Origin of the sequence: Streptomyces sp. NPDC001508 (assembly GCF_040298665.1) — a bacterium.
Lineage (GTDB): Bacteria > Actinomycetota > Actinomycetes > Streptomycetales > Streptomycetaceae > Streptomyces.
Genome location: NZ_JBEPAP010000006.1, coordinates 81,324 through 106,426 on the forward strand (window position 1 = coordinate 81,324; position 25,103 = coordinate 106,426).

General features: G+C 71.2%; 21 protein-coding genes. 18 read left to right on the top strand and 3 right to left on the bottom strand.

Going from position 1 to position 25,103, the window contains the following annotated elements:
* Positions 1-25: 25 nt before the first annotated feature.
* A complete protein-coding gene (locus ABT245_RS08395) occupies positions 26-304 on the bottom strand; it encodes an FmdB family zinc ribbon protein (protein ID WP_351730380.1) in 279 nt (92 codons plus the stop codon).
* Positions 305-543: 239 nt separating this feature from the next.
* Here ABT245_RS08395 and crcB (ABT245_RS08400) point away from each other — a divergent pair, with 239 nt between their 5' ends.
* From crcB (ABT245_RS08400) to ABT245_RS08475, 16 genes are all read left to right on the top strand, one after another.
* Positions 544-984: a fluoride efflux transporter CrcB gene (gene crcB / locus ABT245_RS08400; RefSeq protein WP_351730382.1), complete on the top strand. Its 441-nt coding sequence runs from the start codon at positions 544-546 to the stop codon at positions 982-984.
* On the top strand, positions 981-1,355 hold the full coding sequence (gene crcB, locus ABT245_RS08405) for a fluoride efflux transporter CrcB (RefSeq protein WP_351730385.1): 375 nt from the start codon (positions 981-983) through the stop codon (positions 1,353-1,355). The genes crcB (ABT245_RS08400) and crcB (ABT245_RS08405) overlap by 4 nt, the downstream gene beginning before the upstream one ends.
* Positions 1,356-1,577: 222 nt before the next feature.
* Positions 1,578-2,000 (top strand): hypothetical protein, encoded by a 423-nt coding sequence (locus ABT245_RS08410; RefSeq protein ID WP_351730694.1) that lies wholly within the window; start codon positions 1,578-1,580, stop codon positions 1,998-2,000.
* Positions 2,001-2,206: 206 nt separating this feature from the next.
* A complete protein-coding gene (locus ABT245_RS08415) occupies positions 2,207-2,761 on the top strand; it encodes a hypothetical protein (protein ID WP_351730388.1) in 555 nt (184 codons plus the stop codon).
* 410 nt (positions 2,762-3,171) lie between these two features.
* A complete protein-coding gene (locus ABT245_RS08420; protein ID WP_351730390.1) occupies positions 3,172-3,885 on the top strand; it encodes a DUF2637 domain-containing protein in 714 nt (237 codons plus the stop codon).
* A 98-nt stretch (positions 3,886-3,983) separates the two neighbouring features.
* Positions 3,984-5,087 carry a hypothetical protein gene (locus tag ABT245_RS08425; RefSeq protein WP_351730393.1) on the top strand — a complete coding sequence of 368 codons (1,104 nt, stop codon included), beginning with the start codon at positions 3,984-3,986 and terminating at the stop codon, positions 5,085-5,087.
* A 48-nt stretch (positions 5,088-5,135) separates the two neighbouring features.
* Positions 5,136-5,936: a TIGR03936 family radical SAM-associated protein gene (locus ABT245_RS08430; RefSeq protein ID WP_351730396.1), complete on the top strand. Its 801-nt coding sequence runs from the start codon at positions 5,136-5,138 to the stop codon at positions 5,934-5,936.
* 262 nt (positions 5,937-6,198) lie between these two features.
* Positions 6,199-10,530, top strand: coding sequence for an Rne/Rng family ribonuclease (locus ABT245_RS08435; RefSeq protein ID WP_351730399.1), 4,332 nt, complete (start codon positions 6,199-6,201; stop codon positions 10,528-10,530).
* A gap of 258 nt (positions 10,531-10,788) precedes the next feature.
* Positions 10,789-11,109, top strand: coding sequence for a 50S ribosomal protein L21 (gene rplU, locus ABT245_RS08440; protein WP_100826193.1), 321 nt, complete (start codon positions 10,789-10,791; stop codon positions 11,107-11,109).
* Between the two features lie 13 nt (positions 11,110-11,122).
* On the top strand, positions 11,123-11,377 hold the full coding sequence (gene rpmA, locus ABT245_RS08445) for a 50S ribosomal protein L27 (protein WP_351730402.1): 255 nt from the start codon (positions 11,123-11,125) through the stop codon (positions 11,375-11,377).
* Between the two features lie 138 nt (positions 11,378-11,515).
* Positions 11,516-12,955 (top strand): GTPase ObgE, encoded by a 1,440-nt coding sequence (obgE, locus tag ABT245_RS08450; RefSeq protein WP_351730406.1) that lies wholly within the window; start codon positions 11,516-11,518, stop codon positions 12,953-12,955.
* Between the two features lie 229 nt (positions 12,956-13,184).
* Positions 13,185-14,735, top strand: coding sequence for an alkaline phosphatase D family protein (locus ABT245_RS08455; protein ID WP_351730409.1), 1,551 nt, complete (start codon positions 13,185-13,187; stop codon positions 14,733-14,735).
* Between the two features lie 134 nt (positions 14,736-14,869).
* Positions 14,870-15,241 (top strand): hypothetical protein, encoded by a 372-nt coding sequence (locus ABT245_RS08460; RefSeq protein ID WP_351730412.1) that lies wholly within the window; start codon positions 14,870-14,872, stop codon positions 15,239-15,241.
* A gap of 383 nt (positions 15,242-15,624) precedes the next feature.
* Positions 15,625-17,124, top strand: coding sequence for an SDR family NAD(P)-dependent oxidoreductase (locus tag ABT245_RS08465; RefSeq protein WP_351730414.1), 1,500 nt, complete (start codon positions 15,625-15,627; stop codon positions 17,122-17,124).
* A 169-nt stretch (positions 17,125-17,293) separates the two neighbouring features.
* A complete protein-coding gene (locus ABT245_RS08470; protein WP_351730696.1) occupies positions 17,294-19,375 on the top strand; it encodes a CDP-glycerol glycerophosphotransferase family protein in 2,082 nt (693 codons plus the stop codon).
* 410 nt (positions 19,376-19,785) lie between these two features.
* Positions 19,786-20,943: a glycosyltransferase family 2 protein gene (locus ABT245_RS08475; protein ID WP_351730699.1), complete on the top strand. Its 1,158-nt coding sequence runs from the start codon at positions 19,786-19,788 to the stop codon at positions 20,941-20,943.
* A gap of 256 nt (positions 20,944-21,199) precedes the next feature.
* On the opposite strand, the gene ABT245_RS08480 is transcribed toward ABT245_RS08475, so the two are convergent.
* Together ABT245_RS08480 and ABT245_RS08485 are read right to left on the bottom strand one after the other, a co-directional pair.
* Positions 21,200-21,376: a hypothetical protein gene (locus ABT245_RS08480; protein WP_502982079.1), complete on the bottom strand. Its 177-nt coding sequence runs from the start codon at positions 21,374-21,376 to the stop codon at positions 21,200-21,202.
* A gap of 411 nt (positions 21,377-21,787) precedes the next feature.
* Positions 21,788-23,215: a polysaccharide pyruvyl transferase family protein gene (locus tag ABT245_RS08485; RefSeq protein WP_351730416.1), complete on the bottom strand. Its 1,428-nt coding sequence runs from the start codon at positions 23,213-23,215 to the stop codon at positions 21,788-21,790.
* A 212-nt stretch (positions 23,216-23,427) separates the two neighbouring features.
* On the opposite strand from ABT245_RS08485, the gene proB reads away from it, so the two are divergent.
* Positions 23,428-24,534 carry a glutamate 5-kinase gene (gene proB / locus ABT245_RS08490; RefSeq protein WP_351730702.1) on the top strand — a complete coding sequence of 369 codons (1,107 nt, stop codon included), beginning with the start codon at positions 23,428-23,430 and terminating at the stop codon, positions 24,532-24,534.
* A 139-nt stretch (positions 24,535-24,673) separates the two neighbouring features.
* Positions 24,674-25,102, top strand: a complete 429-nt coding sequence (locus ABT245_RS08495; protein ID WP_351730418.1) for a DUF8830 family protein — start codon at positions 24,674-24,676, stop codon at positions 25,100-25,102.
* Position 25,103: the final 1 nt, after the last annotated feature.

A 25,103-nucleotide genomic window follows, 5' to 3' on the forward strand; every position in this document is an offset into this window, starting at 1 on the left:
CCGCCTGGGCAGCGGATGCACGCCCTCAGGGGCGCGGCAACCGCGGCAGCGCGGGGTGCGTACGATGGCGCACCCCCGTGCCCGGCGGGAGTTCGGAGACCACCGCCGGGGCCTCACGGGACTGTTCCTCCCTGGCCCGCAGGGCAGCGGCCGCATGCGAGGTCCCCGAAAGGCCGGGGGAGGAGAACACACGTCTCGCTTCGCCCGCGCATTCAGGGCATCCATGGGCTTTGGGCGCCGTTCCGATGGCCAGCTTCACATCGAATGGGCCGCACCGGCTGCACACATACTCGTAGGTTGCCATCAGCAGCCTCCGGGAGCAGTTGTCCCTCTTCCAGGAGACGTCCGGCAATTCCGTGTGTCAAATCCGCGAGCGGCGGCTTACGTCGGCCCCGAGCCACGACTTCCATCGGCACGCGAGCCATGGCTTCCATCGGCCGCGAGCCGCGGCTCCCGCCGGCCGGTGCCGTACGATTCACGGGCGGAGTGGCAGGAGGCCAGAACGTGCGCGCCGTGCCCGATCGGCCGCCGGAAGGGTCCGCAGTGGCAGAGGCTCGTCAGCGCCGTAACGCACCCCACGGACACGCTCAGGTGCTGACCGTGATCGCCGTGGGCGGGGCGATCGGCGCCTGCGCCCGCTATGCGGCGGCGCTGCTGTGGCCGACCGGCGCGGCCGGTTTCCCCTGGACGACGCTGGGCGTGAACGCCGTCGGATGTCTCGTCATCGGTGTCTTCCTGGTGGCGATCACCGAGGGCTGGTCCGCGCACCCGTTGCTGCGCCCGTTCTTCGGCACCGGGGTCCTCGGCGGCTTCACGACCTTCTCCACGTACTGCGCCGACATCGAGCGCCTGGTGCGCGAGGACCGGGTCGGCCTCGCGCTGGGATACCTGGTGGCGACCGTCGTGCTGGCGCTGGTGGCCGTGCGGATCGGCGCGGTCACCGCCCGCCGGTTCACCCTGGCGAGGAGGCGACCGCGTCGATGAGGTTTCTGCTCGTCGCGCTCGGCGGCGCCGTCGGCGCCCCCTTGAGGTACCTGATCGACCGGGCTGTCGAGGCCCGTCACGACACCGCCTTCCCGTGGGGCACCTTCGCCGCCAACGCGGCCGGGTCGGCGATCCTGGGCGCGCTGACCGGGGCGGCCCTGGCCACCGCAGTCCCGCAGGAGGTGCGGCTGCTCCTCGGTACCGGCCTGTGCGGCGCCCTGACCACGTACTCCACGTTCTCGTACGAGACGCTGCGCCTGGCCGAGGCCGGCTCGCGGTTTTTCGCGGCGGCCAATGTGATCGTCTCGGTCCTCGCGGGACTGGGGTCGGTCTACCTCGGTCTGGCCGTCGCCGAGGCCGTATTCCGCTAGCCGGAAGATCAAATACCTGGCCGGGAAGATCCAGAAATCCGGGCAGCGGTATGCCCTGTGCCCGCTGTGAGCCGATTCACCAGGAATTTACTGGACGTGCGAGGCCCGGGCCTTTAGCTTCTTTAAATAAGTTCGTTTTTCTCTGTGCGGAGCAGTCTGCACTGCGCACCAGTGACTCGCGCTGAACGGAGTGCACATCGGGAAGGTGGATCAGTGAGCAGCATGGACGCCGTATGGGTACGAGGCGTGAACGGCATTCAGATGCATCACGTGACCGACCTTCAAGACGCCGGACGATTCCTGGGCAACGCGGCGATGGCGCTGCGGGCGGCCCATGTGCGGACCGGCGCCGACCACTACTCCAGCCTCGCCGCCGAACTGAAGGCCCTGGTGGAGCGGGTGCGCCGGCTGGAGGACGAGGCGCGGTCCGGCATGCACGACCTGCACTCCACCGACCCGGAGCGGTTCGCGCGCTGCCGGGACGGCCATGAGCCGTGGCCCGGCGAGATCGAGGCGGGGTTCATCCCACGTCACACCTGCCAGGACGAGTGCCTTTACCACGACCGCGGGGTCATCGAAGCCCTCACACAGTGCATCTGCGGTCGCCCGCCGTGCCGCGCCTGCGAAATCGGCGGCAAGCTCTGAGCCGGCGGCAAGGCCCGCATCGGCGACAGGGTCTGCCCAGGCGGCCGGATCCGGCGAACGGCGGACGGCCTCCGCGGGACTGATCACCGGGGCGAGCTGCCCGGCGCGCGGGTCCCGGGCGCCCCGACGGGACGGTTGAATCGGACGAAACGGGGGAACCGGGAGTTGTCCGATTCCACGGAGACGCCCCGAAGGAGGTGCGTCCGATGTCAACAGGCGCGCTTGCGGCGATCGTCGTCCTGGCGGTCGTGGTCGTCGTACTGGCCGCTGTGACGGCCTCGCTCTTGATGAGGCGACGTCGGCTCCGTGAGCGTTTCGGCCCCGAGTACGAGCGGACGGTCGAGGGGTCGGGGGGCCGGCTGGCCGGCGAGCGTGAACTCAGGGAGCGGGAACGGCGGCACGACACCCTGGAGATCAAGCCGCTGCCCGCCGCCGCACGCGAGCGGTACGTGGGTGAATGGCGCGGCGTCCAGGAGGAGTTCGTGGACCGGCCGCGGGACGCGGTGCACGACGCTGACCGGCTGGTGACCTCCCTCATGCACGAACGCGGCTACCCGACCGAGGGGTACGAACAGCAGATGAAGGACCTCTCGGTGGAACACGGCAGCACCCTCGAACACTACCGGTCCGCCCACGAGATCGAGGCGCTCAGCACCCGTCAGCAGGCCACCACCGAGCAACTGCGCGGCGCCATGGTCCATTACCGGGCGCTCTTCGACGAGTTGCTCTCCGAAGGCGGCAGGGCCCAGCCCGCCCGCTGACGGAGATGCCCCCGATGACCCCGCGTCGCCACCGGTCCTTCTGACCGGCGGACAGGCGCCGGCGCAAGCCGACACGCGCGGCCGGACGCCCGGCCGCGCGATCGTACTTTCGCGCATTAAATGTTGTCATCAGGCGCCCGGATACCCCTTGAGGGCGATTCAATCCCCCGAATGTCCGACACCTGGCCCACGGTGGTGCTCGTTAAGTGACCGTGATCTGGAAAGAGGGATGCGGAGCCATGAACCACCCGTCGGTCGTTGACGAATGCGGGTCGGTCGGCGGGGGGTCTGGACCCAGCCACTGCTCGGACCTGCTCGATGATTTCCTGGACAAGATCAGAAAAATGGAGAGCGAATATCTGCGCGCTCTCGACGGAACGTGCTGAGCGGGAGCGCGGAGGAATTATCGGATGGACGGGAATTACGACGAGGCCGGTCTCTACAACCGTCACTACGCCCTGAGAACCGACCCGGACACGCTCACCCAGCCCGCGTACGACACGGTGTCCCTGTCGGCGCAGCAGAGCTGGCACCCCCCGGCGCCGGAGGCCACCCACGCCTGGGACCTGGACGACGAACTGGCCCGGATGCTGTCCACCGCGGCCGCCACGGGCCCCGTGCCCCGCGTGACCCGGCGCCCGCAGCGCAGAAGCGGCCGACGGCGACTGCGCACGGAGTCCCACTTCCTGGACGGCGGCCACCGGGTCACCCATGTGACGGTCCTGATCGTGGCGATCACACTGTGCGCCGCGTCCATGCTGGGCTGGTCCGTCTCCTACTCGTACGGGCAACTGCGCACCATCGCCTTCTCCGTGCTGCCCTCGAACCTCGCGCAGTGGTGGCCGCTCACGGTGTACGGGCCCTGGTTCGTGGCGGCCCTGTCCATCCTGCGGGCGACGGTGCAGCGCCGCAGCGCACGGCGGTCCTGGGGGGTCATCCTGGCGGCCTCGGCCATGGCGGTGGCGCTGTGCGTCAGCCACTCCTCGCGCTCGCTGCTGTCGTACGTGATGCTCGGAATCCCGCCGATCACCGCCCTGGTGTGCTTCTGGGAGCTGGTCGGCCAGGTCTCCCCCCGGTTCCGTCCCCGGCACGGCGCGCACGCGCAGCGCAACTCCAAGACCTGACGGCGCGCCCCTTGACGTGAAGCCCTGATCGGCGCCAGACGCGTCACGCCCCCCGGGCCCGCCGCATCCGTACGGGCGTTCGGCGCGTCTATGCCGGTATGGATCTCGAAAAGCCGCCGCCACCACCGCCGTCCGAGCCGCGGACCCCGGAGGGGTGTCTCGTCGTCGCGATCCGGATGCCCGTGCGGATCGTCGTGCTCGTGCTGGTGGTGCCGGTACGGATCGCATGGGACGCCCTGGTCGCGGCCGGGCGGCTGCTCACCGACTCCGTGCTGCGGCCGCTCGGGCGGGCCCTGCTGTGGCTCGGCCGTACCGTTCTCGTCCGGCCCCTGGTCGCGCTGTGGCGGCACGTCGTCGTGCCCGCGGGCAAGGCGCTCGGCCTGCTCGGACACCTCCTCGTCGTGGTACCGCTGGAGTGGCTGTACCGGTATGTGCTGACGCCCGTCGGACACGCACTCGCCTGGCTCGCGCGGGCGGCCGGTACCGGGCTGGCGTGGCTGTACGCGCGCGTGCTCGCCCCGGCCGGCCGCGGCATCGGCCGGTTCCTGAAGGGCGCCGGGACGCTGCTCGCCGCCCTGGGCACCGGGGTGTTCGCCGTCGTCGCCTGGCTGCTGCGCCATGTGCTCGTGGTCCCCGCGCAATGGCTGTACGTCCATCTCCTCGCGCCCGTCGGACGGGCCCTGGCCTGGTTGGTCGGCGCGCTCGTCACCGGGATCGGAGCCGTCCTGTACTGGACGGCCCGCATCCTGGTGGTGCTGCCCGCCCTCGCGCTGTGGCGCTGGGTGCTTGTGCCCGTCGGCCGGGTCCTCGCCGTCGTCGCCCGGGAGATCGGGACGGCGCTCGGCCACGCCTGGCGGGTCGCCGGGTACGTCTCGCGCGCCGTCGGACGCCTCCTCGCGACCCTCTTCCGATGGCTCCTGGTGGAGCCGGTGCGCTGGGCGTACCGGACGGTTCTCACTCCCGTCGGGCATGTCCTCAGGGACGCGGTCCTGCGACCCGCCGCCGAGATCGCGCGGGCCGTGGGCCGGGGCACCCGGCAGGCGCTGGCCGGCGCGCGCGAGACGGTACGCCAGGTGCGCGCCGATGTCCGCAGGGCCCTGTTCGGCGAGCCGCGGCGGCCCGAGCCGGTCGAGCGCCGGGAACTCGACGGCCGTGAGACACGTACTCTTGGTAGCAGTACGACCGCACTCACTAAGGACTGAACGACACTGGGCAAGCGACAGCCCGAAGGCCCGCCGCCCGCACCGGCGGTGCAGCGCATCCGACTGCGCTACACCAAGCGCGGCCGCCTCCGGTTCACCAGCCACCGTGACTTCCAGCGCGCCTTCGAGCGTGCGCTGCGCCGTGCCGAGGTGCCGATGGCGTACTCGGCGGGGTTCACGCCGCACCCGAAGGTGTCGTACGCCAATGCCGCACCCACCGGCACGGGCAGTGAGGCGGAGTACCTGGAGATCGCGCTCGCCGATGTCCGAGACCCGGACATGCTGCGTGTTCTGCTCGACGAGTCGCTGCCCGCCGGGCTCGACGTGGTCGACGCGGTCGAGGCCCGCACGGCGGGGCTCGCCGACCGGCTGACCGCCTCCGTGTGGGAGCTGCGGCTGGACGGCGTCGACCCGGCCGACGCGGCACGCGCGGTGAAGGCCTTCACCGAGGCCGGCACCGTCGAGGTGCAGCGCAGGACCAAGAACGGCGTGCGCACGTTCGACGCCCGCGCCGCCGTCGTCGCTCTTGAGTGCCTGGCGAGTGCGGAAACGTACAGTTCGCAGCCTGATAGGCCGACCGGCCAGCCCTGTGCGATACTGCGGCTGGTTGTTCGGCACGTGACGCCTGCCGTACGACCCGACGACGTCCTGTCCGGTCTCCGCGCCGTGGCCGACCTGGCGCCGCCGGTCCCCGCAGCGGTGACCAGGCTGGCGCAGGGGCTGTTCGATGAAGAGACCGGCACGGTGACCGACCCGCTCGCGCCCGACCGCGAGGCAGCAGCGACCGCGCCGCAACCGGCCGCCGCCACTGCCGCCGCGACGGCGCCGGTGCCGGAAGGTCCCGCGTAGGGACGGGCGTCGTAGCGCCGCCCTCGGACTCGGGAGCCACCTGGGTCGGGCAGCGCACCGACCAGAAGACTTTCGCCAGGCCGTAGGCAACACGGCGTACGGAACCGGCGAGACAGGACACAGAGAGCTCCCGTGCGGCGCCCGCGCCCCGGACGGCGGTCATCGCGCATCGAGCGGGCCGCGGACGTCAGCGGCGGTCGATCGAGCGGATCGACGCCGGACCAGGCGCGGCGCCCGGGAGCCTGACGGGAGAAACGCCCGCATGCTCGAACCGATCGAACCCGCCGAGGGTTCCGAACCCAATACCCCGAGCGACACCCTGCCGCCGCGCAGGCGTCGCCGTGCCGCCTCACGCCCGGCGGGTCCGCCCACCGAGGCCGAGGCCAACGCCGAGGTGACCGCCGAGACCACCGCGGGTGCCGAGGCGCCTGTGACCGTCGTGACCGGCGAGTCAGTAGAGGCTCAAGAAGCAGTAGAGACTGAAGAGATCGCAGAGGCCGAAGAGATCCAAAGGACCGAAGAGATCCAAGGGGCTGAAGAGGCGGCGGCGAGTGAGTCCGCGGTCGCCGAAGTACCCGTCGTCGAGGAGCCTGCGCCCCCCGTTCGTACGCGTCGTCGTGCGACCCGCCGGGCCTCCGCGCCCGCCGGGTCACCCACCGGCGCGGAGACCGTCGTACCGGCCGCGGGGCCGGTGGCCGAGGAGCAGGCCGAGACCGCGTCCGCCGAGTCCGGTGCGCCCGCTGAGGTGCGCGCCGTCGAGGTGTCGGCCTCGGTTGAGGAGTCCGCGCCCGCTGCTCGCCCGCGTCGTCGGGTCGCGCGGCGCGCGTCCGCGCCGGCCGGTGCTCCGGTTGCCGCGCAGGACGTCGTCGTTGAGACCGTTGTGCCGGTGACCGCCGAGGCCACCGGGGCGCCCGCGCCTGAAACCGGTGCCGGGAGCGGCGAGACCGGTGTCGAGAGCGTCGAAACCGGTGTCGAGAGTGCTGAGGCCGCGCCCGTCGCTCGTCCGCGTCGTCGGGCCACGCGCCGTGTGTCCGCGCCCTCCGGTGCCCCGGCTGCCGAGGCGGCCGAGGTCGTGGAGAGTGCCGAGGCCGCCGCGCCCGTCGTGGAACCAGTAGAGGTCCCGGTCACCGCCGAGACCCCCGTCGCCGTCGAGGTGCCTGCCGGGGCCGAGGAGACCGGGGCGCGGCGCGTCCGTCGTCGGGCCGCACGCCGGGTGTCCGCGCCCGCCGGCGCGCCCGCCGCCGAGACAGGACCCGCCGCCGAGGGCGGACCGACCGCCGAGGGCGGTCCCGCCGTCGCGGCCGGTGCCGTCGCGGAGACCCGTGTCGCCGGCAGTGGCGCCGAGGCCGCGCGGTCCGTCGCGGTGGAGACCAAGGCCACCGAGTCCGCCGAGGAGCACGCTCCGCGTCGTACCCGTCGTCGGGTGGTGCGGCAGGCCGCCTCCGGGTTCTCCGAGCCCGCGCGGCAGCCCGCACAGCAGTCCGCCGAGGAACACGACCAGGAGCCCGCCGCGGACGCCGGGGCCGAGGCGCCGCGCAAGCGCGCGCGGCCCGCCGTCGCCGTGTTCCAGGCGCCCGTGTTCACCGAGCCGAAGTTCCAGACCCCGCAGCGGGCCGCCGCCGAAGCCGCCGCGGAGGCCGCCCAGACGGAGGAGACCGAGGAAACCGAGGAAACCGTCGAGGAGCAGGCCGAGACCGGTACGCGGCGCCGCCGTCGCCGCCGGGGCACCGGCTACGGCGACGAGGCCCCGGCCGTCGGCACCCACGCCGAGGACAGCGCCGAAGAACCGCAGGAGCCGGAGGAGTCGGCCGAGGACGCCGACGCCGACGGCGACGAGGCGGAGGAGACCGGTTCGCGTCGTCGTCGCCGTCGTGGCGGCCGGCGCCGCCGTCGCGGTGACTCCGGTGACGGTGAGGCCGGCGAGGGTGTGGACGCCGAGTCCGACGAACTCGCCGCCGACCAGGCGGCGCAGGACGCCGAGGACACGGCCGAGCAGGAGGAAGAGGACGCCGAGGACGTGCACGCCGAGGAGAGCGGCGGCTCCAGCTCCAGCAGCCGGCGCCGTCGTCGGCGGCGCCGCCGCGCCGGTGACACCTCCGTCGACACGGAGCCCGGCGAGGGCGACCCGGAGCGCACGGTCGTCAAGGTCCGTGAGCCCCGCAAGCCCTCCGAGCCGTCCGACGAGGTGCAGTCCATCAAGGGCTCCACGCGGCTCGAAGCCAAGAAGCAGCGCCGCCGCGAGGGCCGCGAGCAGGGCCGTCGCCGTGTCCCGATCATCACCGAGGCAGAGTTCCTGGCCCGCCGTGAGGCCGTCGAGCGCGTGATGGTCGTCCGGCAGAACGGCGACCGCACGCAGATCGGCGTCCTGGAGGACGGCGTGCTCGTCGAGCACTACGTCAACAAGGAGCAGTCGACCTCGTACGTCGGCAACGTCTACCTCGGCAAGGTGCAGAACGTGCTGCCGTCGATGGAGGCCGCCTTCATCGACATCGGCAAGGGCCGCAACGCCGTGCTCTACGCCGGCGAGGTCAACTTCGAGGCGCTCGGGCTCGCGAACGGCCCGCGCCGCATCGAGTCCGCGCTGAAGTCCGGCCAGTCCGTGCTCGTCCAGGTCACGAAGGACCCCATCGGGCACAAGGGCGCGCGTCTGACCAGCCAGGTCTCGCTGCCAGGCCGCTACCTCGTGTATGTGCCCGAGGGCTCCATGACCGGCATCAGCCGCAAGCTGCCCGACACCGAGCGGGCGCGGCTGAAGACCATCCTCAAGAAGATCGTCCCCGAGAACGCGGGCGTCATCGTGCGCACCGCCGCCGAGGGCGCGAGCGAGGAGGAGCTGCGCCGGGACGTCGAGCGGCTCCAGGCGCAGTGGGAGGACATCCGGAAGAAGGCGAAGAGCGGCGGCTCCAGTGCGCCTTCGCTGCTGTACGGCGAGCCGGACATGACCGTCCGGGTCGTGCGCGACATCTTCAACGAGGACTTCTCCAAGGTCATCGTCAGCGGTGACGACGCCTGGGAGACCGTCCACGGGTACGTCGCGCACGTCGCGCCGGACCTCGCCGACCGGCTGCAGAAGTGGACCAGCGAGGTCGACGTCTTCGCCACGTACCGGATCGACGAGCAGCTGGCCAAGGCGCTTGACCGCAAGGTCTGGCTGCCCAGCGGCGGTTCGCTGGTCATCGACCGGACCGAGGCGATGGTCGTCATCGACGTCAACACCGGCAAGTTCACCGGTCAGGGCGGCAACCTGGAGGAGACCGTCACCAGGAACAACCTGGAGGCGGCGGAGGAGATCGTGCGCCAGCTGCGGCTGCGCGACCTCGGGGGCATCATCGTCATCGACTTCATCGACATGGTGCTGGAGTCCAACCGGGACCTGGTGCTGCGGCGCCTGCTGGAGTGCCTGGGCCGGGACCGCACGAAGCACCAGGTCGCGGAGGTGACCTCGCTGGGCCTGGTGCAGATGACCCGCAAGCGGGTCGGCCAGGGCCTGCTGGAGTCCTTCTCGGAGACCTGCGTCCACTGCAACGGCCGCGGCGTCATCGTGCACATGGAGCAGCCGACGTCCGTGGGCGGCGGCGGCAAGCGCAAGAAGCGCGGGCGCGGCGGCGACGGTCAGGTGCATGAGGCCGAGGCCGCGGTCGCCGAGGTGACCGTGACCGCCGAACAGGAGGCGGAGAGCGAGGCCGAGGTCGCGGCGGAGGCCGCCGTGCCGGTCGCGCTCCCCGCGCCCGACTTCGCGCCCGACGAGGAGCTGTACAGCAGCGTCGCCGAGGCGGAGGCCGCGGCGTCCGGCCGCGGGCGCACCCGGCGCCGGGCGAGCCGCAGGGCCTCGGCTCCGGCGGGCGCGCCCAGGGGCGAGTCGGTACGGCCGGAGGCGACGGCCCCCGAGGCTGCCGCGCCGGTCGCGGCCAAGGCCACGGCCGAGGCGGAGGCCGAGCGGCCGGTGCGGCCGGTGCCCGCCGCCGAGGCGCAGGCCGAGCCGGTGGCGGTGGAGGACCCGGCCGTCGCCGCGCCCCCCGCCGCCGAGGAGGCCGCGCCGACCGGTCGTACGCGTCGTCGCGCGACCCGGAAGGTGTCGGCACCGGCCGGTTCCCCCGCGGGTGCCGAGGCGGCCGTGGTGACGGTCACCGAGGCAGCGCCCGCGGCCGAGGAGCCGGCGGCCGAACCGGCGCCCGAGCCCGCGGCACCGGCCGCGGAGGAGTCCGCGGAGGCGGCCGCCCCGGTCCGTCCGCGGCGCCGCGCCGTGCGCAAGGCCACCGCGCCGACCGCCACCGAGGAGGCCGCCGTGATGGTCGTCCCGTCGACCGCGGCGGAGGAGACGGCCGAGAGCGAGCCGCAGACGGACGCCCCGGCCACCGGTGAGTCGGCTGAGTCGGCCGAGGAGGCCGAGGCAGAAGCGGCTCCGGCCAAGAAGGCGGCCCGCAAGACCGCCAAGAAGGCCACGGCGAAGAAGGCCGCCACCAAGAAGACCGCGGCCAAGAAGACGGCCGCGAAGAAGACGACGGCCAAGAAGGCGGCGAAGACCGCCAAGACGGCCGCCGCCAAGTCGACGGCGAAGAAGACCGCGGTCTCGGCCGCCGCCGACGAGAGCTGACCGCGCACGACGCGGAGTGCCGCCGACGCGGGTGCGGCCGGTCCCTGTGACCGGCCGCACCCCGGTGGGACGGGGCCCGGTTTGACCCTCCCGGTCAGCTCCCCGTAACCTTGACCGTCGGCGTGTCCGTCCACAGAGGCACGCCACATCCCCGTAAACCTCTTCCTCCCGGGCACAGGGTTGGCCGGGAGAGGTCGTCCGTGCTGTTCCGGTCGGCTGGCCTGCGGGGTGCCGTTTCCGAGCGAAAGAGAGATCTGCGTGTACGCCATCGTGCGCAGCGGCGGCCGCCAGCACAAGGTTGCTGTCGGCGACATCGTCGAGGTTGACAAGATTTCCACCGCCAAGGTTGGCGACACGGTCGAGCTCTCGACCCTGCTCGTTGTCGACGGCGACGCTGTGACCAGCGACCCGTGGGTGCTGGCCGGCATCAAGGTCCAGGCCGAGGTCGTGGACCACCACAAGGGCCAGAAGATCGACATTCTGCGCTACAAGAACAAGACCGGCTACCGTCGTCGCCAGGGCCACCGCCAGCAGTACACGGCGATCAAGGTCACCGCGATCCCCGCGGCTGCGAAGTAAGGACTGAGGAGACATGGCACACAAGAAGGGCGCATCGTCCACCCGGAACGGTCGCGACTCCAACGCCCAGCGGCTCGGCGTGAAGCGCTTCGGCGGTCAGGTCGTGAACGCGGGTGAGATCCTCGTCCGCCAGCGCGGCACCCACTTCCACCCGGGCGCGGGCGTCGGCCGTGGCGGCGACGACACGCTGTTCGCGCTGCAGGCCGGTGCGGTGGAGTTCGGTACGCTCCGTGGCCGCAAGGTCGTGAACATCGTCCCGGTCGCCTGACCCAGGCTCCCGACCGTACGTTTCGCGAGGCGGACCTCACTTCCCGGGTGGGAAGGCGGGTCCGCCTTTCGCGTGTTTACCCAGCACGTCATTCGTATCCCCGGCCGTCGGCCGGGGCATCCCCAGGAGGCACCCACCATGACCACCTTCGTGGACCGCGTCGAACTGCATGTCGCCGCGGGTAGCGGAGGTCACGGCTGTGCCTCCGTACACCGTGAGAAGTTCAAGCCGCTGGGCGGCCCGGACGGCGGCAACGGCGGGCGCGGCGGCGATGTGATCCTGACCGTCGACCAGTCGGTCACCACGCTGCTCGACTACCACCACTCCCCGCACCGCAAGGCCACCAACGGCAAGCCGGGCGAGGGCGGCAACCGCTCCGGCAAGGACGGCCAGGACCTGATTCTGCCGGTACCGGACGGCACCGTCGTACTGGACAAGGCGGGCCGGGTGCTCGCCGACCTGGTCGGGCACGGCACGTCGTACGTCGCCGCGCAGGGCGGCCGGGGCGGGCTCGGCAACGCGGCGCTGGCCTCGGCCCGGCGCAAGGCGCCCGGGTTCGCGCTGCTCGGCGAGCCGGGTGACCTCCAGGACATCGTGCTGGAGTTGAAGACGGTCGCCGATGTGGCCCTCGTCGGCTATCCGAGCGCGGGCAAGTCCTCGCTGATCTCGGTGCTGAGCGCGGCCAAGCCGAAGATCGCGGACTACCCCTTCACCACCCTTGTGCCGAACCTGGGCGTGGTGACCGCGGGCGCGACCGTGTACACCGTCGCCGATGTGCCGGGGCTGATCCCCGGCGCCAGCCAGGGCAAGGGGCTCGGCCTGGAGTTCCTGCGGCATGTGGAGCGGTGCAGCGTGCTGGTGCATGTGCTGGACACGGCGACCCTGGAGTCCGACCGCGACCCCCTCTCCGACCTCGACGTCATCGAGGAGGAGCTGAAGCAGTACGGCGGGCTCGGCGACCGTCCCCGGATCGTCGTCCTCAACAAGGTCGACGTGCCGGACGGCAAGGACCTGGCCGAGATGGTGCGACCTGACCTGGAGGCGCGCGGCTACCGCGTCTTCGAGGTGTCCGCGGTGGCGCACATCGGCCTGAAGGAAATGTCGTACGGGCTCGGTGAGCTGGTGGCCGCGGCACGGGCCGCGAGGCCGAAGGAGGAGGCGACGCGGATCGTCATCCGGCCGAAGGCGGTCGACGACGCGGGCTTCACGGTGACGCCCGAGGACGACGGTCTGTTCCGGGTGCGCGGCGAGAAGCCGGAACGCTGGGTGCGGCAGACCGACTTCAGCAACGACGAGGCCGTCGGCTACCTCGCCGACCGGCTCAACCGCCTCGGTGTGGAGGAGGAGTTGCTGAAGGCGGGCGCCCGCGCCGGGGACGGTGTCGCGATCGGCCCCGAGGAGAACGCGGTCGTCTTCGACTGGGAGCCGTCGGTGATGGCGGGCGCGGAGATGCTCGGCCGGCGCGGCGAGGACCACCGGCTCGAGGAGCAGCGGCCCGCCGTCCAGCGGCGGCGCGAGCGGCAGGCCGAACGCGACGAGGCCACCCGCGAGTTCGACACCTTCGACCCCTTCGAGTGAGCCACGCGGTTCCCGGGCCGGCCGGCACGGCAGCCGAGTTGACCTGCTGATCTGACGTCAGACCCGTTGCGCCCCGGCCACGTTCGCGTGGCCGGGGGCCGCGACGGGTCTTTTGCTGTCCGTCTATTTGTCATGCACGCGCATGCCTGTGTTCAGGGGGCGGGTCGTCGGCCGTGGCAGCTTCCGTATGTCCATGCCCAAGAGGTCACTGTGGCAAGGGAGTCCGCGCATGACCGGAGCAGTATCGCCCGACCGTCGTCGTCTGCTGACCGCCGGTGCCGCCGTGCTCGGCGCCGCCGCCTCCGCCCCGCTGTGGCTGCCCACCACGGCCCGGGCGGCCGAAACAGCGCTGCCCGACGGGGTGTTCGGCGTCGGCGTGGCCTCCGGCGACCCCCTGCCCGACGGCATCGTGCTGTGGACCCGGCTCGCCCCCGACCCGCTGAACGGCGGCGGGATGCCCGACGCCGTCGTCCCGGTGCAGTGGGAGATCGCCGAGGACGAGCGGTTCCGGCGGACCGTGCGCCGGGGCGTGGCCCGGGCCCGGCCCGAGTACGGCCACAGCGTCCACGTGGATGTACGGGGGCTGCGCCCCGAGCGCGCCTACTGGTACCGCTTCCGGGCCGGCGGCCGGCTCTCGCCCACCGGCCGCACCCGCACCGCGCCCGCCCCGCACCGTGCGGGCGGCTCGCTGCGCCTGGCGCTCGCCTCCTGCCAGAACTGGCAGCACGGCTACTTCACCCCGTACGCCGACATGCTCGCCCAGGACCCCGACGTCGTGCTCTTCGTCGGCGACTACATCTACGAGTCGGCGCCGTCGGCGACGGCGGTGCGCCGTCACGAGGGCACGGGGGAGCCGTACACACTGGCCGAGTACCGCAACCGCTACGCCCAGTACCGCACCGACCCGGACCTGGCCGCGATGCACGCGCACGCGCCCTGGGTGGTCACCTTCGACGACCACGAGGTCGACAACGACTTCGCAGGGCAGGTCCCGCAGGATCCCGACAAGCAGTCGCACGACGCGTTCGTGGCCCGGCTGACCGCGGCGTACCAGGCGTACTACGAGCACATGCCGGTGCGCGCGAGCGCGATCCCGAACGGCCCGCACATCCGGATGCACCGCCGGCTGGACTTCGGCCGGCTGGTCCGGCTCAACGTCCTGGACACCCGGCAGTTCCGCAGCGACCAGGCCACCACCCAGGCCGGCGCGCAGGACCCGTCGCTGACGATGCTCGGCGCCGGGCAGAAGCGGTGGCTGCTCGACGGACTGCACGGCTCCCCGGCCCGCTGGAACCTGATCGCCTCGCAGATCATGATGGCCGAGACCGATCTGCTCCCCGGCGAGGGCAAACTCTGGTACTACGACGCCTGGGACGGCTACCAGGCCGAACGCAACGCCCTGCTCAAGGAGTTCAGGTCCGTACGCAATCCGGTGGTGCTCAGCGGCGACCGGCACCTGACGATGATCAGCGATCTGAAGGCGGACTTCGCCGATCCGGACTCGGACGTCGTCGGCGCCGAGTTCGTCGGCACCTCCGTCTCCAGCAACGGCGACCAGGACCAGGCGGCCTTCCACGCGCAGTGGGACCCGCTGAAGGCGGACAACCCGCACTGGAAGGTGATCGACGCCCACCGGGGCTACCACCTCTTCGACATCGGCCGCGGCGGTATCGACGCGCGGGTACGGGCCGTGAACACGGTGGTCGCGCCGCGGGCGAGCGCGAGCACACTGGCCGCGCTGCGAGTGGAGGCGGACATGCCGGGCGTCCACCTGAAGTGACGGCGCGTTCACGGGAGCGCCCCGGGACCCATCACTGACTCACCGCTCTCCCAGGGCGTTCTCAGGCAAGTCTCAGGTACGTCTCCTACCCTCCGTTGACCATGGAGACGGACTGTACGAGAGACGACATCCCGGTGAACACGACCTCCATACGGGCCGGGCGCACCGCCGCGCCCGGGATGATGCGTCGCTTCGAGGGGCTGATCGGGCTGCCCGGAAATCTCCCGCGGTCGGTTCCGGGCGCCGCGAATCGTTCACCCGCCCGCGCCGAGACCGAAATGCTGCGGAATCTTGATGTGGAATTCCGTGGCAATGATCTGCCGGATGAGCCGTATTCACGGCCGGCTGGTAACGGTGCGGTCATGCATATGAAGAACACGTGCAGTCCTGCGCCGCGGAACGTGAAGATCCTCACGCTTCGACGGGCGGTCGAGGCCGCCGCCGGGATCGCCGCCGGGATCGCCGTCGGGACGGCGGAGTGGATCGGCGCCTCGGGCGTGCCCTGATCGCCCTTAAGAACGCAGCTCGGGCGCTGTACGGGGCGCCGGCCGGGGCCGCCGCGGCGCCCGTGCGGCACACCGCGCGGGCCGAGGCGCGCACCGTGCACCAGACGCCGTCGAAGGAACCGGTGCGAGTGCTCGGCCACCGCTGTCGCCAGCGGCTGCGGCACCGCTGAGCCGACGACACGTCACGTTCTGCGAGGCCAAAGCCCTGTGGAGTTACTCACAGCAATTCACCGGGCCTCTTCCGCAGGGCATCGCCTGCCCCAGGCCCGGAAGGTGAATGACAGGTTGCGCGCACATATGCAACGAAGGGCGCTCACCTTGCACTGCGGTTACCCGAAGTGGGACCATTTCCGGGTTCCCTGACGCCCCAAGGTAGGTCACCTGTGTCCCAGCACATAGCCAAGCCCCGTACCACCGCAGTGATCCTGGCCGGTGGCACCGGCCAGCGGGTGGGTCTGTCGATCCCCAAGCAGCTGCTGAAGATCGCCGGCAAGGCAGTCATCGAGCACACCCTGACCACCTTCGAGAACACCGACTCGATCGACGACGTCATCGTGCTGATGGCGCCGGGCTATGTGCCGGACGTGGAAAAGATCGTCGCCAGGGCTGGGTTCACCAAGGTCAAGGAGATCATCGAGGGCGGCTCCACCCGCAACGAGACCACCGAGCGGGCCATCACCGCCCTCGGCGCGGACCTGGCCCCGGGCGAGGACCTCAACGTCCTCTTCCACGACGCCGTACGCCCCCTGCTGTCCCGGCGCGTCATCGACGACTGCGTCACCGCCCTGGAGCGCTACCAGGCCGTCGACGTCGCCATCCCGTCCGCGGACACCATCATCGTCACGCGCACCCACGGCGAGGACGGCGAGTTCATCACCGAGATCCCGGACCGCTCCCGGCTGCGCCGCGGCCAGACCCCGCAGGCCTTCAAGCTGTCCACGATCCGCCGCGCCTACGAGGTCGCCGCCGGCGACCCCAGCTTCCAGGCCACCGACGACTGCTCGGTCGTGCTCAAGTACCTGCCCGACGTGCCGATCCACGTCGTGGCGGGTGACGAGTACAACATGAAGGTGACCCAGCCGGTCGACGTGTTCATCGCCGACAAGCTCTTCCAGCTCGGCTCCACCGCCGCGCCCGAGCAGAAGGGCGAGGAAGCCTACCGGGAACTGCTCGCCGGCCGGACCGTGGTGATCTTCGGCGGCTCGTACGGCATCGGCAAGGATATCGCCGAACTCGCCGGGGCCTACGGCGCTCAGGTCTACGCCCTCGGCCGCTCCACCACCGGCACCCACGTGGAGAACCCCGAGGAGGTCGACGACGCGCTGTCCAGGGCGTACGCGGAGACCGGCCGGATCGACCACGTCGTCAACACCGCGGGAGTGCTGCGCATCGGCAAGCTCGCCGAGACCGACAACGCCACCATCGAGGAGGCGCTGAAGGTCAACTACCTGGCGCCGGTGCAGATCGCGCGCTCCGCGTACAAGTACCTGGCCGAGACCAGGGGGCAGTTGCTGCTGTACACCTCCAGCAGCTACACCCGCGGCCGGGCCGAGTACAGCCTGTACTCCTCCACCAAGGCCGCCATGGTGAACCTCACCCAGGCGCTGTCCGACGAGTGGGCCGGCGACGGCATCCGTGTCAACTGCGTCAACCCGGAGCGCACCGCCACCCCGATGCGCACCAAGGCCTTCGGTCAGGAGCCCGCGGGCACCCTGCTCTCCTCCGAGGCCGTGGCCCGTACTTCGCTCGATGTGCTGCTGTCCGAGCTGACCGGGCATGTCATCGATGTCCGCCAGCAGGATCCGACGGCCGGTGCCAGCAGGGCGTCCGGCTTCGAGCAGGCATTGGCGGGCGTCCTTGACCGTCAGGACGGCGTGGCATAATCGGCAGCCAATAAGCATCTGTCATTCAGGCCCCTGTGGCTGCGCGTTAGCGGAGCATTCACAGGGGCCTGAATCCTTAGGACTCCCAGACCGTCCGTAAGGTCTCATTCCGGCTGTTCTGTCAGCAAAAAGGTTCTCCGTGATATCCACCGCCATTCGCGTCGCCCGGGTGGGAAGCGCGGCCGAGCTGGCCGCGGCGGCCCTCATGATGCTGGGCTTCCCCTGCCTCATGGTGGCCGCGCTCGTCCCGAGTGTGTACGCCTTCGCGGCCGCGGCCGCAGTGACCTACCTCGCGGACCACTACCTGCACCACAAGGGCAGCTACCTGATCAACCGCCTCGGCAAGGTACGCGCCGGGCTGTCGATCCGCTTCCTGATCCGGCAGCTGCTCCTGGTCCTGCTGCTGGCCCGGATGTCCCTCGCGGACAACCTGATCTTCTACGGTGCGATCGCCTGCTTCATCGCCTTCTTCGCCCTCCAGGCCCCGCACGGCGCGCTGGTCACCCTGATCCGCAACCGCCGCCGCATGCCGGTCGCCACCCGCAACATCGACCTGAAGTCCCGCATCCGCATACCGGACGCCCCGCCGCAGCGCCTGCTGCACCGCTCCGCCGAGAAGATGCTCCACCTCGACCTGTTCGCGGTCGTCGGCATCCTGGTCGGCGACGCGCTGGACAGGCCCGTGTACGGCTACGCGGGCATCGGTCTGACGGTGCTGCTCGCCCTGCTGTACGTCCTCGCGCTCATGCCCTACGTACGCGGCCGCAAGATACCGCCGAACGCCGAGCAGGTGCTGGCGGCCGTCGACGGCTGGCTGACCGCCTACAAGCCGGAGACGGTGCTCTACTTCTCCGGGTCCAAGGACTCCGCGTACCAGGTCAACATGTGGCTGGAGACCATGGAGCAGCTGGACACCCGGCCGCTGGTCATCCTGCGCGAGCGGGTCATCCTGCAGAACCTCGCCCCGACCACGGTCCCCGTCGTCTGTGTGCCCGGCGGTGTGCATCTGATGAACATGAACCTGTCCACGGTGCGGGTCGCGCTGTACGCGGCGAACGTCGGCAAGAACATCCACCTGCTGCGCGTACCGACCATGAAGCACGTCTTCATCGGCCACGGCGACAGCGACAAGCTCGCCAGCGTCAACCCGTTCAGCAAGGTCTACGACGAGGTGTGGACCGCGGGCCGCGCGGGCCGCGACCGCTACGCCATCGCCGACGTGGGCGTCCGCGACGAGGACATCGTCGAGGTCGGACGCCCGCAGCTGGCGCCCATCCGGGCCTGGCAGGGCGTGCCCGAGGACCGGATGCCGACCGTGCTGTACGCGCCCACCTGGGAGGGCTGGGACGACAACCCGGGCAACACCTCGATCCTGCTCGCCGGTGAGAATATCGTGCGCCGGCTGGTGCAGGCCGACCCGCCCGTCCGCGTCCTCTACAAGCCGCACCCCTTCACCGGCACCCGCAGCGCCCGGGCCAAGGCCGCCCACGAGCGGATCATCGCCCTGGTCGAGAAGGCCGCCGCGGAGCGCGCCGCCGACTCCCGCTTCCCCGCCGAACCGGCCGCGCAGGCACAGGCCAGGACCGAGCTGGCCCGCATCGAGGCCCGGCTCGCCGAGCTGTCAGGCGCCGGCGGCCAGAAGGGCGACGAGGCCGAGGCGACCCGGGACGGCGTCGTCGACGTCACCAGGCACGAGGAGATCGCCCGGCTGCGCACCGAGTGGAACGCCGCCTACTGGCGCTCCTTCCCGGCGCACGAGCACCGGGTCGTCGCGGGCGCCGAGCCGCGCCTGTACGACTGCTTCAACGTCTCCGACGGGATGGTCTCCGACATCTCCAGCGTGGTCTCCGACTTCATCGCGAGCGGCAAGCCCTACGCGGTCACGGACTCCGCCGAGCTGGGTGTGGAGGAGTTCAAACGGCAGAACACGGCCGTGCGCGCCGCGGTGATCCTGTCCAACGGCGCCCAGGAGCTGGGCGGTCTGCTGGCCGCCGTACGCGACCCGGCGGCCGACCCGCTGGCCGACGACCGCGCGGAGCTGAAGCGGTATCTGCTCGGCCCGGACGAGCCGACGTCCATCGACCAGTTCAACGCCGCGGTGGCCGGCCTCGCCCGCAAGGCCGAGACCCGCAATCTCGGCCAGGCGAACCGGGCCGCGGCCGGTGGCGCTGAGGCGGGCGCGCTGGCGGAACTGCTGCCCGGGCAGCGGCTGTCGTCCGCGGGTGAGACGGACGGTGTGACGACGGGCTGACACCCCGCCGAAGCCGAGGCCCGGTCTTCCCGGAGAGTGATCTCCGGAAGACCGGGCCCTTTTCTCTTCAGCCCTCTCTTCAGCTTCCGCTTCAGCCTTCTCTTCGGATTCCTCATCGGAACGCTTCCGGATTTCTCACCGCGCCTTCTTACCGTCGGCTCTCGTCGCTCCTGAGTGATTCTTACCGGCCGTGCGTACTGTCCGATGTCACCCATTACCGCCCCCTGCCTGTCCGTTCGTTGTGTGACGTGCATCACTGTTTGAGTGGCGCGAGGCAACCGGCACGCCCCGCTTCCCGTCTAACAGGTTGCGATTGAGGCGATACGGGGGAAATGTTCCATTGACTAGGGGGAAACGTGACCGTCGTGACGCAGCCTGATGTGAGCGTGATCATCGGGGCGTACGAAGCGATGCCGTACCTGGTCGAGTGCCTGAAGTCCGTCGAGGCACAGACCATCGACCCGGGGCGCATCGAGGTCATCGCGGTCGATGACGGCTCCACCGACGGGACGGGGGAGTACCTGGAGGAGTTCGCGGCCCGCGCCCCCATGACGGTCACCGTGATCCGGCAGGAGAACTCCGGCGGCCCCAGCGGCCCGCGCAACGTCGGCCTCGGCAAGGCGGGCGGACGCTATGTGTTCTTCCTCGACGCCGACGACCGGCTCGGGCCCGAGGCCCTGGAACGCATGGTCGCCATGGCCGACGAGAACGGCACGGATGTGGTCCTCGGCCGGGTCGAGGGCATCAACCGCACCCCGCCCAAGTCGATGTGGGGCAAGACGCTCGGCCGTACCGACGTCTTCTCCTCCAACATCAAGTTCACGCTGAGCGCGCAGAAGCTGTTCCGCCGGGCGCTGCTGGACCGGCACGGGATGCGCTTCGACGAGTCCCTGTGGACCGGCGAGGACGCGCTGTTCACCATGGAGGCGTATCTTCGGGCCGACGGTGTCTCCGTGCTCGCCGACTACACCTGCTACTACCTGGTGGGCCGCGAGGACGGCAAGCACGTCACGAAGACCGGCGGCTACGCGCTCCGCTTCGACTCCGCCCGCGCCCTGATGAACCTGATCGCCGAGATGGTCCCGGCCGGCGGCCGGCGCGATGCCCTGATGGTCCGGCCCTTCCTGGTGACGCTCCTGCCGCAGTTCGGGCCCAGATACCTGAAGGACAGCGAGGAGGTCAGACGGGACAAGTTCGCGTTGGCCAAGCCGCTGATGGACGCCCACTGGACGCCCGGGGTCGCCCAGCGGCTCAAGGTGCACGAGCGCCTGCGGCTGCATCTGGTGGCGACCGGCCGCCCGGACCTCCTCGTGGACATCGTGGAGTTCGTCCGGGCGAAACGGCAGGCCGCCGCCGTGCTGGAGCGGCGGGGCACCCGTGTCTACCTCATCTACCCGCACTTCCGCTCCCGCGCGGCCGGCATTCCCGACAGCCTCTACCTCGCCGATGCCCGCGAGGCCCGCGCCTTCGAGGGGTACCGCGAGGCGAGCGCCAACTCCTTCCTCCGCCGAGCCCTCCGCAAAATCCGCCGCACCCTCCCCCCGGGCGGCTTCGGCACGGCGGCCTGACGGGGCCGCGCCCTGTGAGCCTGGGGGCCGGTGTACGGCCGTACGCCGGTTTCGGGGGGTCGAGGTGGCGGGCCGTCGCCGTGTTGGAGCGGCGGGTCAGCGGCGTAGATCTTGCCCCCGGCGCGGTCGGCCCGGCCGCATTGTCCGTAGCGGCCTCCGGTGCCCGCACGACGCCCGTCCGCCGGACGGGCATCGCCCGCCCGTCCGCCGGACGGGCATCGCCCGCCCGTCCGCCGGACGGTCATCGCCCGGCCGGCTACGGCGCCTTTGTGACCAAAGCGTTCGGGACGGTGAGCCGTGCGGTCCGCCACAGCCACGGCACGTCCCGGCCGAACGACCACACCAGCGAGCCCAGCGCCGGCAGCACCACCGCGAAGTCCGCGGCGAGCGGCAGCAGTTGCGAACCCGCCAGCAGCAGACAGACGCCCTGCATTTCGCACCCGGCGGCTTCGGGGCGGCGGCGGGCTGAGGGGTCCGGATCTCATCGGGCCGGAGCCCTGGCGCAAGGACGGTGCGTCGACGTCGGCGTTTGCCCCCGGAGTCGACACCGGGTTCCGGCGCAGTGCGCACGCGAGCGCGACGATCACCGTCCACGCGCGGCCCTGGACGACGGTGGCCCGGCGGGTGGCACATTCCACCGGTTCGGCAGGACCAGCCCCGGGGTTGGTCCCCTACCCGGTCTGGAGCCCTGAGGGCTTCGGGTCGCGCCCTCCGCAAGGTGCGCCGCACGCTCCCCGGGGCGGCTTCGGGGCGGCGGCGGGCTGAGCTTAGCAGGGCTCACACGGCCGGAACCGGTGTGCGGTCAGGGCCGTACGCCGGTTCCGGACACCGTGGGGGTGGCTGGTCAGTTCTGTTGGCGGCCCGGCTGGAGGGCGCGGCGCAGGGGGCGGCCCATCGCGCGGCGGGCCCGGCGGTACACCGACGTCGTCGACGGGGCCGCGGCAGCCGCCTTGGCACCGGCCCGGGCCCGCGCCAGCTCGCGCTTCAACTGGGTGTTGTCCAGCGTCAGTTCGCCCACCCGGCGGTGCAGCCAGCTCATCCGGGAGAGCAGCGAGGCGGCATCCGCGTCGAGCCAGGGGCGCACCCCCGGAGGGAACGTCAGCGCCCGTATCCGCTCCTCGAACGCCGCCCCGCCGTCGCCGTGCGTGAACGTGTTCTCAAGGCCGTTCTTGTCCAGGAACGCCGTGAACCGCTCGAACCGCTCCCGATGGCCCCCGACCAGCCCCGTGAAGTCGGCCTGCTCGTACAGCCGCGCCGGGTCCGCGGACTCGGGGTCCTCGACGACCTGGTCGAGCCGCCGGTACGGAATGTCGAAGTAGCGGCACAGCTCCAGCGTCCGCGAGTCCCCGCACAGCACCGTCGCGGGCGTCCCGGCCAGCAGCGCCGCGATGTTGCCGTGGATCCGGGAGCCGAAGGAGAAGTCGAACCCGCGCAGGTCGCCGATCCAGGTGACGGGGTCGATATAGACCCGTACCTTGTCCTCCCCGTACATCGGGTGGTCCGGATGCGTCGGCATCCCGGTCACCTTGCCGTTCGGGTCCGACAGGTCCCGCCAGTGCAACTGCCGCGCGTCGCTGAGGTTCTGGCCGACGAAACGCAGGTCCGGGTAGCGCCGATGGGTGCGGGTGATGATCTCGTCCAGGCCGGCCTTCACCGCGGTGTGCGAACCGTTGACGGCGATCCGGGAGTCCGGCGTCAGCTCCGGCGCCCGCTTGTGCACGTCGAGCCGGCTGCCGTTCAAGAACAGCGAGGGGCAGCCGATGACCTCGACGTCCCGGAACCCCATGTCTTTGAGGTACTGCTCGGTGAACTCGCCGCGCACACCGATCGACGCGCTGCGGTCCAGCACCGCGGCACAGAAGTCCCGCACGGCGGGCTCGATCCGCTTCAGCCGCGCCGGGTCGTAGCTCACCCCGGTCTGCGCGCCGACCCCGAGCACCACCACGGGGATCTTCAGCCGGGAGATGAGCCGCGTCAGCCGGTTGAGACCGCCCTCGAACGACGGCCGGAAGGCGTTGGCCAGCGGCACCACGAAGGCGTCGTACTCCTCGTTGATCCTGGCCGCCGCGGACGCGTCCGCCCCTATGCCGTTCGAGACGACTTCGTTGTCCGGTGTCTCCAGGATCTTGTGCGCGGCATCACTGAAGATCAGGTTGCCGGCGTTGGTGGCGATGACGTCCCGGTGGAGGGCCTCCTCCAGCGACACGACGTCATAGGGACTCTTCCCCGATCTGAGGAGTATGCGCTTGGCGCGACGAACTGTGTGTGGCACAGCGTTCAAGTTAAGTTTGCGCCGCCTTTAATTTCTATACGCAATCAGTGCAACCTTTTTGCCCTGTGCGAAACGTGTTCGCCTCGTCACGCACCGTCTGTCCGGGGAGTGAAACGCCGCGCGGCCCGGGATCCCGTTCGCGTAGATTGCCGCACAGGGCAGCCGGACCTGATCGAGGAGACAGAGCGCAGGTGGCATGGGTGAGGCAGGCCGTGGGTGAAGCCCGCAGGATCGTCGTCAAGGTGGGTTCCTCCTCGCTGACCACCGCCTCGGGCGGCCTGGACGCCGACCGTGTCGACGCGCTCGTCGACGTCCTCGCCCGCAGCCGCAGCGGCGGGGAACGCGAGATCGTCCTGGTCTCCTCCGGCGCCATCGCCGCCGGCCTCGCACCGCTGGGCCTGCGCCGCCGCCCCAAGGACCTCGCCCGCCAGCAGGCGGCTGCCAGCGTCGGCCAGGGCCTGCTCGTCGCCCGCTACACCGCCTCCTTCGCCCGCTACGGCGTCCGCGTCGGCCAGGTCCTGCTCACCTCGGACGACATGAGCCGCCGCGCCCACCACCGCAACGCCTCCCGCACCCTCGACAAGCTCCTCGCCATGGGCGCCCTGCCCGTCGTCAACGAGAACGACACCGTCGCCACCGCCGAGATCCGCTTCGGGGACAACGACCGTCTCGCCGCTCTCGTCGCCCACCTCGTCCACGCCGACCTCCTCGTGCTGCTCTCCGACGTGGACGGCGTCTACGACGGCGACCCCGCCAGGCCCGGGACCTCGCGGATAGCGGAGGTGCGCGGTCCCGCCGACCTCGAAGGCGTCGAGATCGGCAGCGCCGGCCGGGCCGGGGTCGGGACCGGCGGCATGGTCACCAAGGTCGAGGCCGCCCGGATCGCGGCCGCCGCCGGCATCCCCGTGGTGCTCACCAGCGCCGTCCACGCCGCCGTCGCGCTGGCCGGCGGCGACACCGGCACCTACTTCCACCCCACCGGCAAGCGCTCCGCCGACCGGCTGCTGTGGCTCCAGCACGCTTCCACCCCGCAGGGCTCGCTGACCCTGGACGACGGCGCGGTGCAGGCCGTCGTGCACCGCCGCACCTCGCTGCTGCCCGCCGGGATCGCCGCCGTGGAGGGCGACTTCAGCGCCGGCGACCCCGTGGAACTGCGCGACACCCGGGGGCACGCGGTGGCCCGCGGCCTCGTCAACTTCGACGCCAAGGAGATCCCTCAGCTGCTAGGACGTTCGACCCGGGAACTGGCGCGCGAGCTGGGCCGGGCGTACGAACGCGAGGTCGTACACAGGGACGATCTGGTGATCCTGCACCCGTAAAACAGGGCGTAACGACGCCCCCGGTGGGGGACGTTCCGTAAAACCGCCCCACGGAGCCGCGCGGCCTGCTCAACTTTGTTCCAGGACGTGCCCCAGCGGCACGATCATCCTTCCGAGCGCTGGGTTGAAGGAGGCCGCCGTGAGACGAGTGCGCCCTGGGGCTGCGGCGTCCCGTGGTGCTCTGACGAGTGTCACGGCCGGGGAGTCCTACGAGGAGCCGAAGGACCTGCCCCGCCTGTGGCATGTCACCCTCAGCGTCTCCGGCGAGGCGGTGTCCCTGACGGAGCTGCGCCGCGGCCTCGAACAACTCGCCCATGACCATCCCTTCCTGCTGACCAGCAGATACGCCAACGATCACGCCGAGATCCGCTACTGGGAAGAGGCCCGTGACCTGCACGACGCGGCGGCCGTCGCCCTGCGCCTGTGGGGCGAGCACCGCCAGACCGCGGGACTGCCCCCGTGGGAGATCGTCGGCCTGGAGGTCATCGACCGCGAGACCTACCACCAGCGCATCGCCGACGGCTATGGCCCGGCACCCGCGACCCCGGTCGGGGTTCATCCCTTTTGAC

Excerpts from the sequence above, each read along its gene's own strand:
- ABT245_RS08395 (WP_351730380.1), bottom strand. The coding sequence starts at position 304 with ATGGCAACCTACGAGTATGTGTGCAGCCGGTGCGGCCCATTCGATGTG.
- crcB (WP_351730385.1), top strand. The coding sequence starts at position 981 with ATGAGGTTTCTGCTCGTCGCGCTCGGCGGCGCCGTCGGCGCCCCCTTG.
- ABT245_RS08410 (WP_351730694.1), top strand. The coding sequence starts at position 1,578 with ATGGACGCCGTATGGGTACGAGGCGTGAACGGCATTCAGATGCATCAC.
- ABT245_RS08415 (WP_351730388.1), top strand. The coding sequence starts at position 2,207 with ATGTCAACAGGCGCGCTTGCGGCGATCGTCGTCCTGGCGGTCGTGGTC.
- ABT245_RS08420 (WP_351730390.1), top strand. The coding sequence starts at position 3,172 with ATGGACGGGAATTACGACGAGGCCGGTCTCTACAACCGTCACTACGCC.
- ABT245_RS08425 (WP_351730393.1), top strand. The coding sequence starts at position 3,984 with ATGGATCTCGAAAAGCCGCCGCCACCACCGCCGTCCGAGCCGCGGACC.
- ABT245_RS08435 (WP_351730399.1), top strand. The coding sequence starts at position 6,199 with ATGCTCGAACCGATCGAACCCGCCGAGGGTTCCGAACCCAATACCCCG.
- rpmA (WP_351730402.1), top strand. The coding sequence starts at position 11,123 with ATGGCACACAAGAAGGGCGCATCGTCCACCCGGAACGGTCGCGACTCC.
- obgE (WP_351730406.1), top strand. The coding sequence starts at position 11,516 with ATGACCACCTTCGTGGACCGCGTCGAACTGCATGTCGCCGCGGGTAGC.
- ABT245_RS08455 (WP_351730409.1), top strand. The coding sequence starts at position 13,185 with ATGACCGGAGCAGTATCGCCCGACCGTCGTCGTCTGCTGACCGCCGGT.
- ABT245_RS08475 (WP_351730699.1), top strand. The coding sequence starts at position 19,786 with ATGCCGTACCTGGTCGAGTGCCTGAAGTCCGTCGAGGCACAGACCATC.
- ABT245_RS08480 (WP_502982079.1), bottom strand. The coding sequence starts at position 21,376 with ATGCAGGGCGTCTGTCTGCTGCTGGCGGGTTCGCAACTGCTGCCGCTC.